The organism is Paenibacillus sp. VTT E-133280, from assembly GCF_002264385.1.
Classification (GTDB): domain Bacteria; phylum Bacillota; class Bacilli; order Paenibacillales; family Paenibacillaceae; genus Paenibacillus_AQ; species Paenibacillus_AQ nitricinens.
In genome coordinates this window covers 39,766-54,466 of the sequence record NZ_NFUX01000024.1, presented here as the reverse complement: position 1 = coordinate 54,466, position 14,701 = coordinate 39,766, and the positions used below count along the sequence as shown (strand labels likewise).

Below are 14,701 nucleotides of genomic sequence, written 5' to 3'. Positions count from 1 at the left end.
ATTTATAGGGGGATACACGAATGAAAACAGATCTAAAGGGATTGCTAGTGGAGGAAAAAGGAGAAGTAGGCATCAAGCAAATCGCGATTACGGTCGGCGTTATCATTGTAATTGGCGTGGTAGTTACTTATTTGAAAGACGGCGCGCTAGTCGGATGGATAGATGATATCTGGACATTTTTATTTGAAGATTTGATTAAAAAGATGGTTAGCTAATTTGGGGTGAAAGCATAATGCAAGGGATAGCAAAGGCAGTACTACTTACCATCCTGACATCGGTTACGATTTTGCTGTTTGTGAATTTGGCTTTCTTTTTTCCATGGTATTTAACGCTAGTGACGGAGACCTATAGTGTCTCACAGATTGTAGCAGGAGATAACTACCTGAAGGAATCGTATTATGAGGATGCTATGGAGAGATTACAGGAGCGCCCTATTTACCGGGATAAGGCTGATGATATTTCCATTACAGTCACTAATGTGGATCAAGATGATGCAATTGGAAATGATGATGAAACCTCCTATTACGAATGGAATGAAATGAACAAACCGTATCGGCAAAGAGGTGAACCGCTTACAGTCGAGATTAAGGCTGTTTATCCCTTTTCTATTACTTTATGGGGAAAGAAGCTCGAGCGTGAAATCCCGGTCCAATTCTCTATGTCAACAACGGGGCTGAAGCATTATAAGGATCTGGACTACTATATGGATTGATAGGAATGACTTTGAATGAGAAATCTTGCAATAGGGATATTAGCGATCATTCTGGTTTCGATTGCTGTAGAGCCTTTGGTAGAGATGGGGATTGTATTTCGAGAAAAGGTAGTGCTGAGCACTGCGATCTCTAATGCTTGCCGTGCAGCCAAGGATCGGAGCTTGGAGTATGAACTGCTTCGTGGACTAGATGCAAAAATTAACGAGGAGAGGTTCAAGGAATACTTCTCTGATGCTTTCGAGAGTGCGCTCAATGTATCGGAGCAAAGCCGTGATGATAATACACTCACATTTACATCTAATGATGGAAGATACAATGATTTTACCGTAAGTTTAGATTTTTCTGATGAAGAAAATATGGAGACCGGACAACAGGTATCCGAAGTAGATGTAAAGGCGCAAGCGACCTATAAGTTTAAGACTAGATATTTAAAGCTCGCTGAAGAAGCAGAAAGAGATGTGGGTTATCAATTAATTAGTGAAAGAAATTATATTCTCTCCGTTAAGAATTGATGAAAGGAACTATCGGCATGGACTATATCATGGTGACTCTTCAAACGGATACTGCTCAACGAATTGATCTGAAAGTTCCAGGGTTTGTAGTGATAGAAGATTTGCTAAATATGCTAACAGATTCCCTGAATTTAAAGAAGAGCAATGACCTCAAGCTTCAAGCTGAGCCGCTAGGCAGAATATTAAATAATAATAAAACCTTGGATCAAGAAGGTGTAGCCCATGGCGCACTCCTCACACTTATCTGAGAAGGGGTGATGAAATGAATGGTAACCTGCAAAATGGCGGATTAATTGTGAAAGCTGGAGAAGCGATCTTTATTACGGATATTAAGAATTATTCAGGAACTTATTCCTTGGACAGAGAGAATGCTCAAGCGGAGCCGATTCATTACGAGGGTTTGTTCTGGTTCATGAATGAGGCTGGCCACTCTCTATATTACAGTGATCAGTTAAAGGGTGATGTGCTCTGCAAGCTAGATATTGTAAAGCAGCAGGTAGAGGTCTTGTTAGATAAGCCCTGTTATCAGCTTCGGCGATGTGAAGATTGGATCTACTATATTCACGAAGAGGACCATCGATTGTATCGCTGTGCTACTAATGGGAAACACGATATGAAGTTGATCGATGAGTATGTAGAGAGCTTTCTCTTGTATGAAGGGCAAATCTACTATGCTACGTCAAGTGGGATTAAGCGGAGCACAAAATCCGGTGAGGATAGAGAAAGGATTAGTGAATTGACTACAAGTTCACTGGTCCGAATAGGAAATAAGCTATGTTTTCCAGATCCTAAGAATAGACATTGCTTGACGCTGCTTGATGTGGAGAGTCAAAAGGTAACTATTGTAGACAACATGGATGTCCTTAGTATGAGCACGGATGGCAGATATCTTTATTGTGCTAATCGGTTAAACGGTAACAGTATTTATCGAGTAGACCCAGTGCATGGGGGCAGTATTCGGATATGTGGAGAGAACGCTGATTTCTTGCATGTTCTGGACAATGACCTTTATTTTTGCAGTGGTCGTGAATGGCATCGAATCTCGCTATTTGGTGGAGAGGCGGAGACAATAACCTTTACAGGAAGGTAGATCTAATGAGCTATGAATTCAGTCGTCAGCCCCGTTTCCTACCAGATATGCCCCGGGGAGAAATGGATGTTCCTAATCCACCCATGATCAATGAGAAACCAGAAATCTCTTGGTTCGGAATATTACTTCCACCAATCGTGATGTTGATTATTACCGTATTAATTGCGATGACTTCACAGTCCATTTACTTATTGATCTCGGTTGCAACTACAGTGATGACCTTAATCGGTTCTCTTACAGGAGCGACAACGCAGATTAGAAAATATAAACGGAAAAAGAAGGAGCGAGAAGAGAAGTATCTCCAATTTATAACCGATGTGCGCAGTGAATTATCCATTGCTCGCGAACAACAGATTAAGGCTATGAATGAAATGAGTCCGGAGCCAGCGGAATGTGTGCAGAGGATTATGCGGAGAGATAACAAGCTATGGGAAAAAACGCCTTCCCATAATGATTTTTTGGCTCTGCGGATCGGAGTGGGCAGTGCACCGCTGGAACTGCATATCAATTACACTAAGCAGGCTATCATCCTTGAAACGGACCCGCTTTTGATGGAGCCGCAGAGATTGGCTATGGAATTCGAAAAGGTCTCGAATGTTCCCATAACGGTTAATCTGGTAACCTCCGAAATATGCGGAATTGCCGGTGAAAGCGATAAGACAGCCGAACTTATAAAGCTGATGCTGCTTCAGCTTGTGACTCATCATGGTTATGACGATGTTAGAGTTATTGTTCTTGCCGCGGAGGATGAGCTGGAGAAATGGGATTGGCTTAAATTTGTACCCCATCTATGGGATGACGGCTTCAATATCAGATTTCTCTTATGTGGTAAGGCCATTGCCCATCAGACCTTGTCCGAGATTTATGGCGCTTTGAAGGAGAGAGAGATGAAGTCTTTGGTTGGCGGGGTATTGCCGCATTATCTCTTTATTGTAGAAGATACTTCTTTGCTTGAGAATGAGCTGATCAGTAAATATTTGTACAACGGCAGTGCACAAATTGGGGTATCTACCCTTTTTATCGCCAAGAATTCTGCCTATTTGCCCATGAACTGTAAAACGGTTATTCATTTGAACGGAAAAAGCGGTGAAATGGCCAATCGATTAACCGGAGAGAAGATCGTGTTTACTCCGGACCAGACAGAAATAAAGGACTTGGACCTGGTGGCGAGAAAGCTTGCGCCGCTTCGTATCAAAAATTCAAGTGCTAATTTCTCGCTTCCATCCTCCATCACGCTGATGGAAATGCTGCAGAACGAAAAGGTATCTGAAGTAAATGTAATGCTGAACTGGACCCGTAACAAAACCTATATGGGTATGAGCGTTCCTATAGGGGTGAGGGCTGGTGGAGAAGCTTTACATCTGGATATGCATGAGACGGGGTTTGGACCCCATGGTCTTGTAGCCGGGACGACGGGTTCCGGAAAAAGTGAACTGCTGCAGAGCATTATCGTCTCTCAAGCCATTCATTATCACCCCCATGATATTGCCTTTGTGCTCATCGATTATAAAGGGGGAGGCATGGCAGATGTATTCAAGGGAATGCCTCATCTGGTCGGTACCATTACGAACTTGGATGGGAATCAAACGACGAGAGCCCTCCTATCTATTAAAAGTGAGCTCATGCGGCGTCAACGTGTTTTCTCAGAATATGGCGTGAATAATATTGATAAATACCAGAAATTATTTTATAGCAACAATATCAAAGGTGATATGCCGGCTATTCCCCATCTGATTATGATTGCGGATGAGTTCGCGGAGCTGAAGCAGGATCAACCTGATTTCATGAAAGAGTTGGTGAGCACAGCGCGTGTTGGCCGAAGTCTTGGTGTTCATTTAATTCTTGCCACCCAGAAGCCTGCTGGTGTAGTGGATGACCAGATATGGAGCAACTCGAAATTCAAAATATGTCTGAAGGTACAGGATGAAGCGGATAGTAAGGATGTTATTAAACGTCCAGATGCCGCCATGATAAAGGAGCCGGGACGAGCGTATATACAGGTCGGAAATGATGAGATCTTTGAGTTATTCCAGTCTGCTTATTCCGGTGCTGATTATGATCCCAAGGGTGAACTGCAGAGACAGGAGAACAAGCCCAAACGAATCTACAAAGTGGCCCTGAATGGTAGAAGCGAGCAGATCTTTCCGCTGGAGGAAGAGAAAATCGCCAAAAACGATTCTACTTCCCAACTGCATGCCATGGTTGAATACATTACGGAGACCGCCAAGCAATATGGGATTTCTCCAATAAAAGGACCTTGGTTGCCGCCGTTGCCTGAACTAGTCTACCTGAATTCATTACTGACGAATAGCTTTGCAAATAATAGCTGGCCTCAGCAGCAGAAGCTGCTCAGTGTGCCGGTAGGAATTATGGATGATCCAAGAAAACAGAAACAGGAAACGGTGGAGATTGATTTTGCATCTGAAGGGAATCTGTTTGTCTATGGAACGCCGGGTACAGGTAAAACCGTGTTCCTCAAAACATTATGTATATCGCTGGCTCTGATGTATCCACCGGATGACGTCAACATCTACATTATGGATTTTGGCGGTAGCTCTCTCAAAGCTATGGAGAAGCTTCCTCATGTCGGTGGGGTTATGACACTGGAGCAAGAAGAAAAGATTGACCAGTTTATGCGTTTTGTGTTCAGGGTCATGGAGGAACGAAGAACGTTATTTGAAGCTACCGGTAGTGAGGGATTCAGTGATTATCGTAAAAGTGGACGAAAACTGCCAGCATTGGTAATTATGGTCGACAACTACTTCGCATTATCAGAGACTTACGAAGACTTTGACGCACAAATGGTGCTGCTGGCTCGTGAAGGCTTTAAGTACGGTATCTATATGGTAGCTACAGCTACCAATAGTGCTCTGGTCAGATATAAATTTTCGGTCAACTTTAAGATGGCGGTTAGCTTCCAAATGACGGAGAAAAGTGAATATGAAGGAATTGTAGGAAGAACAGAAGGCTTGGAACCGGTAAAGGTTGCAGGCAGAGGATTAGTACGGGGCAAGCCGCCTTTAGAATTCCAGACTTCGCTTCCTGAATATGAACATACCGCCACGGAGCTCTTATTGGAGAGAATGGAAGCTTTGAATCTTAGCGGAGCAGCTCCAATTCCGATGATGCCTTCTACCATTGACCTGAGAGCACTCAATAAGGATACAGAGATATTAGCAATAGGCTTGGCCAACAATGATTTACAGCCCGTGTTTGTAGACCTTCTCGCAACACCAGTGCTGATGGTAACGGGAGAGGCTATGTCAGGCAAGAGCACTTTACTTGTATCGTGGATGAAGCTGCTGAGTGATAAACAGGATCTTGAGGTATATGCGCTGGATTCATCCGCTATGGGCATTTATGAACTGATGAAGCAGCCTTTCGTAACGGATATAGCGAACGTGGATGATCTGGATGATTTCATTGATGGGATCACGGATAAATTGGAATCTAGACGCAACGAGCTTTTCTCTTGCAGGATGTCCGGCGGTGATGTTGGTGCGCTGATGAAACAGTGGAAGCAAATGATCTTTGTCATTGATCGCCTAAGTGAATTTACGAGTGGAGACATGTACATGCTGCATGAGCTGATTGAGCGGATTGTGAAGCAAGAACGCGGCATGAAGGTAGCTGTTCTAGCGGCAGACAATACAAGTGATCTTACCTCTAATTGGGATTCTTTGGGCAAGACCATAAGAGAAGAGCAGACCGGGATCTTGCTGGGTAGAATGAAAGAACAAAATCTGTACAATGTGTCTTTACCTTATGGAACCCAGGAGAAGAGTGGGGAGCAAGGCGATGGCTATCTCATTGTAAAGAACAAATACACGGGACTAAGATGCGCTGTGTTGAGCAAGGACAACTGAGTTGCTGCGGGGATGGGAGTTTAAGATGGAGGTGCAGAGATGTCAGTTAGTCCATCAGAAATTAGGGGAAAGGCTTCACAGATCCATAGACTAGCCAATGAAGTGAATAGTACTTCAAAAAAACTGCAAAGCGAGTACACACAATCGTCTAGTTACTGGACTGGCACAGCTTCTAAAGCGTTTCAAAGTGAATACTATGCGCTGGACCACGAGATAAAGGCCCTGCTTAGAACGCTAGATAGGCTTGGAAGTGGAGTTCAAAGAGTGGCTTCAGAAGTGAGCCGTGCCGAACAGGAAAGAGAAGAGAAGCGAAGACTGGCAGAGAAAGCAGCACAAGAGGTACTGAAACAAAAACAATTGGAAAAACAAAAGCAAAGCCAAAAGTAATGACGAGAACAAAGATTAATGCTTTGAAAGGAGGTGAATAAAATGGCGGGAAACAATCTTACATTTAATCCGGATCAGGCACTAGGAGTAGCTAAGTCTATTAAGACTAAAGCAAGTAATGCGGATACACTTATCAAACAATTGCAGACTGAAATTCATGCGGTTAGCGGTTGGTGGCAAGGGGAATCACAAACAGCGTTTGTACAACAATTCGACGGACTTATGCCTAGTTTTAAAGAGCTTGTTCTCTGTGTAGAGAATATCAGTAAGAACCTAACGCAAATCGCTAACATCAAGCAACAAGCCGAGCAAGAAATGGCAAGTAAACTGCGCGGAAAATAATGCAGGTATACATAACAAGGCAGATCTTAAACTGTCTGCCTTGTTAGTAGATTTTAATTGGAATGAAATGATTTTTCTTGGGGGGATCTGTAAGTGAAGCTGACTGAACAACAATACATAAAGCTGGTATCCGTTGTAGAAGTAGCAGATGGGCTTGAGCTAACGGATAGTCTAGCCTTTGCTGGTGCAGCAGCCTATGCCTATAAAAATGAGCATGACGATAGATTAATTATCTTTACATATAAAGGCGAAGATTGGCTCGCTGATCTGCAGTCTCTGCTAAGCGGCCAAAGCAGCATGCCGGAGGAAGCCTCAAAATTTGCAATGAAGAACAAAGGAAAGGGAGACTGCCTAGTTACTGGTTATTCCATGGGTGGAGCGTTAGCTCTTTATGCAGCATCGGTTAATGAGGGGATTGGTGGTGTAGTATTCGACGCACCGGGGATCGCAAACATTCTGTCCGCTAAGCAAAATGAAAAGCTTCAGGTTAAAAATATTGTGGCCTACAACAGTCTAGTATCCGCCTTAGGCAAACATAACGAAGAGATTGTATTTGCTAAATCGGGTCTAGAAGGAACAGAATTCATGATCCCTGATTCCCTTTGGCAGCGCTATACCTTTGATTCCAAGGGGAATGTGATTACAGGTGATAAAGGGAATACCTATGCCTTGTTGTCCAAGATTAATACGCTAACAGAAGATCATACGCCTGTTTTTGATGCTGTGATGAGCGGATTTGGAGATACAGTCGGACTAACCGAACGTGCATCTGATCATTTGGGGTATGTGATATTTACCTTAATGGATCAGCTGGATGTAGGGAAAGTGCGAGGTGCAATGATAGAAATCGCCCACAAATATGATCGAATGTTGGATGCAAAGTTCAGTGAGTGGAGAACTGAAATCAATCATATTCCGGAATCCTTCTTATTTGATGATATTCGTGCGAAGTTCGAACATTTATCCGAAGCAGCCATGCTAGAGGCGGCGAAAACGGCAGAGGAGCTAAATGAAATCACACAAGCTGTCTTATCCATCCTTCTGATTTGCAGTCCGGTGGGGGATCAGCTGATGGACCACGTAGAGGAATGGTTGGATAAGCTGATAAATGCCCTCATGGAGCGTATGGAAAAACTAACCAGCCAAATGACGGCGCACCTTGATAAGGTGGTTGAAACGTACATGAATCAAATGTTCAAATATCCAGAATTGAAGCTGGATTTTGAATTCTAAGGGAGTTAATAGGATGTCATCATAAAGGAGTGAAGCCGGCATGAAAATTTTTTTTACAAGGAAGGTGTGGACTCTGATGTTGATATTATCAATGTTCAGCTTTATGGGCTGTGCCTCTAAAGATGAGAAAGCGGAAACGAAAATCTTAAGTTCTTTGCAGGAAAAGTATGGTGAGGAATTTGTTCTTGATGGTATAGGCGGCAGCTGGGGAACGATGAACAACAATACTTTGAAGGCGATTGTTCGACCGAAGCATGACGCGACCCTAAAAGTTCCTGTTGAAATCACTAAGGATCTGAAAAAGGTATATGACAAATATCTAAATCAGGCAGTAGCCAAAAATGCAGAACAGCCGATTCAAGAACTAGCAAAAAGAATTTGGCCAGACAGTAAGCTGATCATAGCTAACGATACAGGGTTAACCTACCCTGAACATTCAGATACTGGAATGTCATACAAGGAGTTTTTGGATCATTATCCGATGAACACACAACTAGTTAAAGTTTATTTGAATGCAGATGATTATATGGACGCTAAGGGAAACATGAATTCGCAAGCTGAATCCGAACATTATCTCAGCTTTGCTAATCAGCTTGCGGATAATCAATACATTAATTCTCTAATTTCGATTATTTATCTCACACCAGAGGCTTACGAGAAATTTGAGGAAGCTAAAAAATCAAAAGATACCGTAGATAATTTTTATAGTGACGAAGAGAAAAAGTCAGGCGTTCTAAGTGTGGTGACCAGAGTTGGATACACCCTTGGAATGGATGGTGAAGTTGAAGAGTCCCCCGAGAAAATTCTGGGTTTTATTGAGACCTGGAAAGAAAAAAGAGTGAAGAGCTTGGAGCAGAGAGGAGGACTATAATGGCCGATACTCTTACAGAAGTAGAACTGAAGCAAATTTCGCAGCTCGTTTATTTAGATATATTGGATTCGCAGGGAGTAGATACCAAGCTTTCTGATCAATACAAAAATAATGGCGATAAAATTGCACTCAGCGATGTAATCAAATACTATTCTTCACCCGAGGGTATGCAGAAATTAAAAGAACGTTATCCCAGTGATCTTAACGGAGAAAAAGAATACGAGCAATGGAGTCATCTGCTGCAGCAGATGAATACACCCAAATATCAGAATTGGGAAATCTCCAATGTGGTCTCCAATAATAAGCAAGAGGAATCAGGCTTTGTTGCTTTCACTGTCGATACCCAAACAGGAGAAAAAGTTGCAGCTTTTCGGGGTAGTGAACCCATAGATAACCCACTTTACCGCAATGACTGGAAAAATAACGGCACTACGGCGTATTCCACCGAAGCTATTCAGCAAGCGGAAGCCAGAGAATACATGGAAAGCTTTAAGACCGACGGCAGTTATGATTTATATTTGACCGGGCACTCGCTCGGCGGCAACCTGGCCTTATATTCTTCCTTTATTTTGCCGGAGGATCTGCGTAAATATCTCGTTTCGGCTTCAACCTTCAATGCTCCGGGATTTAATGGAGATGTGCTAGATAAGTTCAAATCGAATATCGATGAAATGAATGAAAACGGAAAAATCAAAGAATTCAGAAATAAAAATGACATTGTTCCGGCCTTGTTTAGAAATCCTTCATCGGGTATTTATATTGATACTAAATCAGAAGGGGAGGCCGGTCTGGCTCATCACTCTCTATTCTCACTGAAGATCGATGAGAACAATGAAACCTTTCAACGTTCTGAATCTCAGACCCGGGCCTTGGTCCCTAACCTCGTGCATAATATTACGGTTGGTTTGGAGGTCGTCCCTGATGTTCTGAAGGTGAGTATGGTTGAAGGGGTATTCAAAGTATTAGATGGAGAAGTGGATCTTCGGCCCTTAGCGTTAGCGGGAATAGCAGTAGTAGGGTTATTAATGGTAACTGTAGGGCCTGTTGCCGTTGTTACGGCAGCCGTTACTGCAGCATTAGCCGTGTTAGTTAGCACTATAAAAGCACTAGTTGCGCTTTATGTGATCGGTTTTGTCATTGACAGTGTGATTCCTTGGATTGAGCAAAAGGTAGAGGACATCAAGGAGAGAGTGGTTTCCTTCTATAATCAAAGTGTTGAATTTATAACGAACATGGTTACAGAAGCTGTTCGAGTGACTAATTTGATCGGTGATAAAATTGTGGAATTTGCACAAAAAGTGAGACATGCAGTATCCGACTTTATGACCAAACTAAAAGATGGTTTCAATCAGTTTGTGGATAACACCATTCAATATGTAAAAGCTCAAAAGGAATATTGGATTAGTGTAAAAGATAAAGCCATGAAGAAAATGGGCGATATATTCCAAAGTGTAAAATCTAAAATCAAGAAAACCAAGGATGAATTTATCGCTGGCGTCCGCACGATTAAAGATTCAGCGATCAGCAAAATCAAATCAACCATAACAAAAACCATTATGAAGATTGCAGTTGCATCTGCTAGTGTTATTCAAGGCGCCAGGATCTTGGCGAATATGGATAAACTGGAGAGTCTGCAGAAAAGTCTGGTGCGTAAGGAAGAAAACATTGCTGAAGCTGTCGAGAGGATATTGTCCCTAGCTTCTGGAGTAAGTTCCAACGTGGGCGGAGCATACAGTGAATCTTATGTTCAAGCCCAATTAAGAGAAGTTCAGCGTTTAAGCAATGAAGTCCGAATACAGAAAAGTCGTGTAACAACAGCGATAAACAGTAAAACCGCAGGCCTAAGATACACCGTAACAAAATATCGGGAAATCGAATCCAAGATTGTTGCAGCAGCCCGTGCAAGTACTAACACTATGTACCTGAACTAAGAGATGACGTAGTGAGAGGGTGAAGCGATGAGAGCATTGCCGCTTAAATGGTTTGAGGCAAAGGACTGTAACAATGTTGTTAACTCTCAGGCTATGGGTGAGATTTGAATTGGATTCCTAAAGTTAAAGGTAACTAAATGGAGAGGAGCAGTTAAATGAAAAAATTAATGAGTTCGCTGGTAGTCTTGCTAATGGTAACCCTGTTTTCTTCGAGTTTTATTAGTCTCGCAGCAAGTCTTCCATTGAGGGTAGTAGTAAATGGAGAAAAAGTTATTTTTCCAGATGCACAGCCTTTTATCGATGCTCAGCAAAGAGTCCAGCTTCCGGTTCGCTTTATAAGTGAAGCACTTGGAGCTAAGGTCTTATGGGACAGTAAGGCTAAAAAAGCCACAATCTCGCTTGAAGGCAAAACAATGGGTGTCTATATCGGGAAAAAAAGTTATGAGCTAAATGGAAAAACGAAACAAATGGATACGGCTGCACTATTTAAACAATCAAGAACGTTTGTCCCGCTGAGATTTGTATATGAAGGACTCGGCGTAAACGTGAAATGGGATGATGCCGTGAAGACGGTTTACATCACTACTCCGGGTAATGAGCCTCCTCCAAGCAGCAGCAAGCCTTCAACAGAGCCTAAAGAGGCGACTGTCCATGGATTTAAGATTCCGTATACAGAAATGGGACCGAATAGTGATCCAGCTTATGTATCAGCATCGAAAATGGTAGTTTATGAGACAGTGGACCCAGAACCCGACCAAATCATTATGCAATTTAGCATTAGTTTTACAAAGGTAGGCACAGATCCAGTTCAAGCTATGAATGAAGCAGAAGCCATTCTTCGCCAAAAAATTGAGGGCAATGTTGTTGATTCCATCATGAATTATGTCCGAACCAAAAAGCAAAGAAGTGATGCATTGCCGCTTAAGTGGTTTGAGGCAAAGGAGTTTAAAATTTTTGTTAATTCTCAGGCTATGGGCGAGATTGGAATTGGATTGCAAAAAAAGTAAACGATAATCAGATCATTTATGGAATAGGTGACTAAATGAAAAAATCATTATGGTTTAGCTTTATCATTATAATCATTCAAACGCTTGTTACTTCTGTTGTCTCAGCAGAGGCGGGTGATAATATTCCAACAACAACAGCAGAAGTTATTAAACATATCAATGAGGATATGGAAAATTTATATGGTGAGGCTAATTATTATCCTATCCAATCGGGATTCGGTGCGTTAAGAACAGACTTGTTGCAAAAAAACATGGATTCAAAAACATTTAATTTTGATATGGTTTATGGACAAAGCCATGGACCGGTGTTGACCTATAAAAACAATATGTATGCCTATTCTGGATATACAGTTACTGGGGATTCCGTATCTACAGAAGGAGCCCCTTGGTATGCCGGGTGGAGTGGTACCCAAATTCAGAATTTTAACATGATTAAGGAACCATGGTTAAAAGCTGCTTTACTAGGAATTCAAAGAAATGATTTTGATAGATATACCAATACGAACAACGAATATCTACTGAAATCCAAAGGCACTTTTGAACAATCTATTATTACGGGATTAAATGAGAATTATGCAGGGAAATTGTATGAGAAATTTATGTACAACAATCAAAACAGCAATTTCAAAGACAAACCTGTGTATACAAGGGATGCAACCCCGTCTAAAGGTGGACAATGGATAGATTATGTTCACGTCCTACAGCCCCCTACATATCTTTCGTGGGGATCAGGCAGGATTTACATTCAAGGATCGGATGGAAATATTACTTACTTAGGTATTCCTATCGCTCCGTTTATTTTGCAGGCAAATGACCTATCCCCTCATTTCGAAACCATGCCGACCGGCGCAGTAGCGGGACAAGAGGTAACCGTCGGGATCAGACTGAGATCTAGCTTCGCTATCGAGAAAACGACAGATTACGCATGGAAGATCACGAGTAACGGAAAGGAAATCCCTGTAAGATACCACGGTCATGCGTCAACATTAGCAGGTGAAATTACGCTTGCGGCTAATACGGCGGACAAGATTCTTTACGCGACATTTACAATGCCTGAGGAAGATATATACATCCAGTTTAATCTGAATAGGCAGAAGTCACCTAAGGAAGTCATGTACGGAAATAATGAGCTTTACGGATGGATTAAGAAGGTCAACGCGATGCCAACAACCAAAGGCTCCTTTGATCTGGATTACAATGTGTTATCGAGAAAAGTGAAATTCGGGTTAGCAGATGGCGCAGCAATTAAGGCCGTTTTACAGCCGCCATATGCTGATTTCACTTGGAGTGGAAATGCTACCGGTGCTTTGGAAGTAACCAATAATTCGGATGCTATCTATCGCTATTTCCAAGTGAAGAATAATCCGGTGGTTGACGAGGCTGCCAGTACAATCATTAGACAACCCGACATTATAGCTAGTTTGCAGCGCCCTGATTTTGGCGATGATCCGGTTAACGGCAAATGGTATAGTAATCCGGCTCCGTACTCTCCTAATCAAAGGTCGGGCAATATCAGTTTCCAGGGTACCGTGAGCAGAAATTATACGCGTGATTATCAGGTTTGCAGCACCAGTAAGAACGCAGAAGGCCAAGATGTTGAATCTTGTCAAACGTATACGGAGAGTGGAACCACTTCGGCTCCATTTACACCTGGGCAAGATGTCAAAACCATTCGTACTTATATTTATAACGGTCTCGAACAAATCGCACCGAAGCTATACAAGAATTCAATAGACAAGAATAAGGCAGATTCTTTAATCAGAGAGCTCCTCTGGACAAGTGAGCCTTCCCCTTATAATGTAATCCGCTGGATGGCTCATGAAGATGAGAATAAGGACCTGAAGGAATGGACGAAGGTAAGGGGGAAATTCGAGCGGATCTTTACACAGCAGGCCAGTGCAGACATTGGCTGGAAGGTTGAGAATAGCATGGCTAAAGCTTATAAGAAAGCCAGAGATACCGCTAAAAAAATGCTGAATAACAAATCTGATTACGATAATGCCGTGTTTGCAACCGATAAACAGCTGCAAGGATATGATTATCCGATTAAGTCGGGATATTATTTTAACCCTGTTGGAACCTATTCCTTTACACTGGAGACGGTTACGTTTAAGGACACAGATAAAGACACGAAGGACCATAAGGAGCTTGTTGAGGACCTTACGAATTCTTTCCGCTATGAAACGGATCTTATGTATATCAATAACGATAAGGTTGCGGTTAATCTCCGGAATGAACCCCTGAGCAAAAGCGGCAATAACTTTGCAAGAAAGCCAGCAGCTTTATCTGTCGAGGATAACACGGGCGTTAATAACGCGAAATTACTTACGGTTGAGAATAGCTTTACTAAAGAGGTGGAAGAAATTCCATATTCCCAGAATAGAGAAGAGGATGAAGGCACCCATGAATTCTGGAAGAATATACTAGAGGGTTATTCACAATCTAGTACACTGGGAAGCTTCAGCAATTTCAAATACCGTGAATATGTGGGCTTGAATCAGCATATGTACAAGATCACAGAGAAGTCTACGGTGACCATTACGATCAACAAAGACAAACTTCCTGTCTATACTACAGCTGAAATGCCAGACGGCAAGTATTATGTCAAGGCTTGGCTGGCGGATGTGGAGCTGTCTAAGAGTAGCAATGCTTACAAATCTTTAGGCAAGCTGGTCGGCATTAAGCCGCTGGATCAGATTGAGGTTACGGTAAAAGGCTCCATGTTCGACGACTTGAATAACTAAATGAC

13 protein-coding genes are annotated in these 14,701 nt (G+C 42.3%); all 13 read left to right on the top strand.

What is annotated here, in order from left to right:
• Nucleotides 1–20: 20 nt before the first annotated feature.
• On the top strand, nt 21–215 hold the full coding sequence (locus CA600_RS12875; RefSeq protein ID WP_094870539.1) for a hypothetical protein: 195 nt from the start codon (nt 21–23) through the stop codon (nt 213–215).
• 17 nt (nt 216–232) lie between these two features.
• A complete protein-coding gene (locus CA600_RS12870) occupies nt 233–712 on the top strand; it encodes a hypothetical protein (RefSeq protein WP_094870538.1) in 480 nt (159 codons plus the stop codon).
• A 15-nt stretch (nt 713–727) separates the two neighbouring features.
• Nucleotides 728–1,225, top strand: a complete 498-nt coding sequence (locus CA600_RS12865; protein ID WP_094870537.1) for a hypothetical protein — start codon at nt 728–730, stop codon at nt 1,223–1,225.
• A 17-nt stretch (nt 1,226–1,242) separates the two neighbouring features.
• Nucleotides 1,243–1,473, top strand: a complete 231-nt coding sequence (locus CA600_RS12860; protein ID WP_094870536.1) for an EsaB/YukD family protein — start codon at nt 1,243–1,245, stop codon at nt 1,471–1,473.
• A gap of 14 nt (nt 1,474–1,487) precedes the next feature.
• Nucleotides 1,488–2,315 carry a DUF5050 domain-containing protein gene (locus CA600_RS12855; RefSeq protein ID WP_094870535.1) on the top strand — a complete coding sequence of 276 codons (828 nt, stop codon included), beginning with the start codon at nt 1,488–1,490 and terminating at the stop codon, nt 2,313–2,315.
• Between the two features lie 5 nt (nt 2,316–2,320).
• Nucleotides 2,321–6,181 carry a type VII secretion protein EssC gene (essC, locus tag CA600_RS12850; RefSeq protein WP_179281610.1) on the top strand — a complete coding sequence of 1,287 codons (3,861 nt, stop codon included), beginning with the start codon at nt 2,321–2,323 and terminating at the stop codon, nt 6,179–6,181.
• 39 nt (nt 6,182–6,220) lie between these two features.
• On the top strand, nt 6,221–6,568 hold the full coding sequence (locus tag CA600_RS12845) for a WXG100 family type VII secretion target (RefSeq protein WP_094870533.1): 348 nt from the start codon (nt 6,221–6,223) through the stop codon (nt 6,566–6,568).
• Between the two features lie 42 nt (nt 6,569–6,610).
• Entirely contained in the window at nt 6,611–6,910 is a 300-nt protein-coding gene (locus tag CA600_RS12840; protein WP_042125627.1) for a WXG100 family type VII secretion target, read from the top strand.
• A gap of 93 nt (nt 6,911–7,003) precedes the next feature.
• The gene (locus CA600_RS12835) at nt 7,004–8,143 is read left to right on the top strand and encodes an Mbeg1-like protein (RefSeq protein WP_094870532.1); all 1,140 of its coding nucleotides are present in this window, start codon (nt 7,004–7,006) and stop codon (nt 8,141–8,143) included.
• 76 nt (nt 8,144–8,219) lie between these two features.
• A complete protein-coding gene (locus CA600_RS12830) occupies nt 8,220–9,014 on the top strand; it encodes a hypothetical protein (RefSeq protein WP_143812142.1) in 795 nt (264 codons plus the stop codon).
• Nucleotides 9,014–10,945, top strand: a complete 1,932-nt coding sequence (locus tag CA600_RS12825) for an Mbeg1-like protein (RefSeq protein WP_094870530.1) — start codon at nt 9,014–9,016, stop codon at nt 10,943–10,945. Before CA600_RS12830 ends, CA600_RS12825 begins: the two co-directional genes overlap by 1 nt.
• Before the next feature lie 155 nt (nt 10,946–11,100).
• Nucleotides 11,101–11,952, top strand: coding sequence for a copper amine oxidase N-terminal domain-containing protein (locus CA600_RS12820; protein WP_094870529.1), 852 nt, complete (start codon nt 11,101–11,103; stop codon nt 11,950–11,952).
• Between the two features lie 35 nt (nt 11,953–11,987).
• Nucleotides 11,988–14,696 carry a hypothetical protein gene (locus CA600_RS12815; protein WP_094870528.1) on the top strand — a complete coding sequence of 903 codons (2,709 nt, stop codon included), beginning with the start codon at nt 11,988–11,990 and terminating at the stop codon, nt 14,694–14,696.
• Nucleotides 14,697–14,701 lie beyond the last annotated feature (5 nt).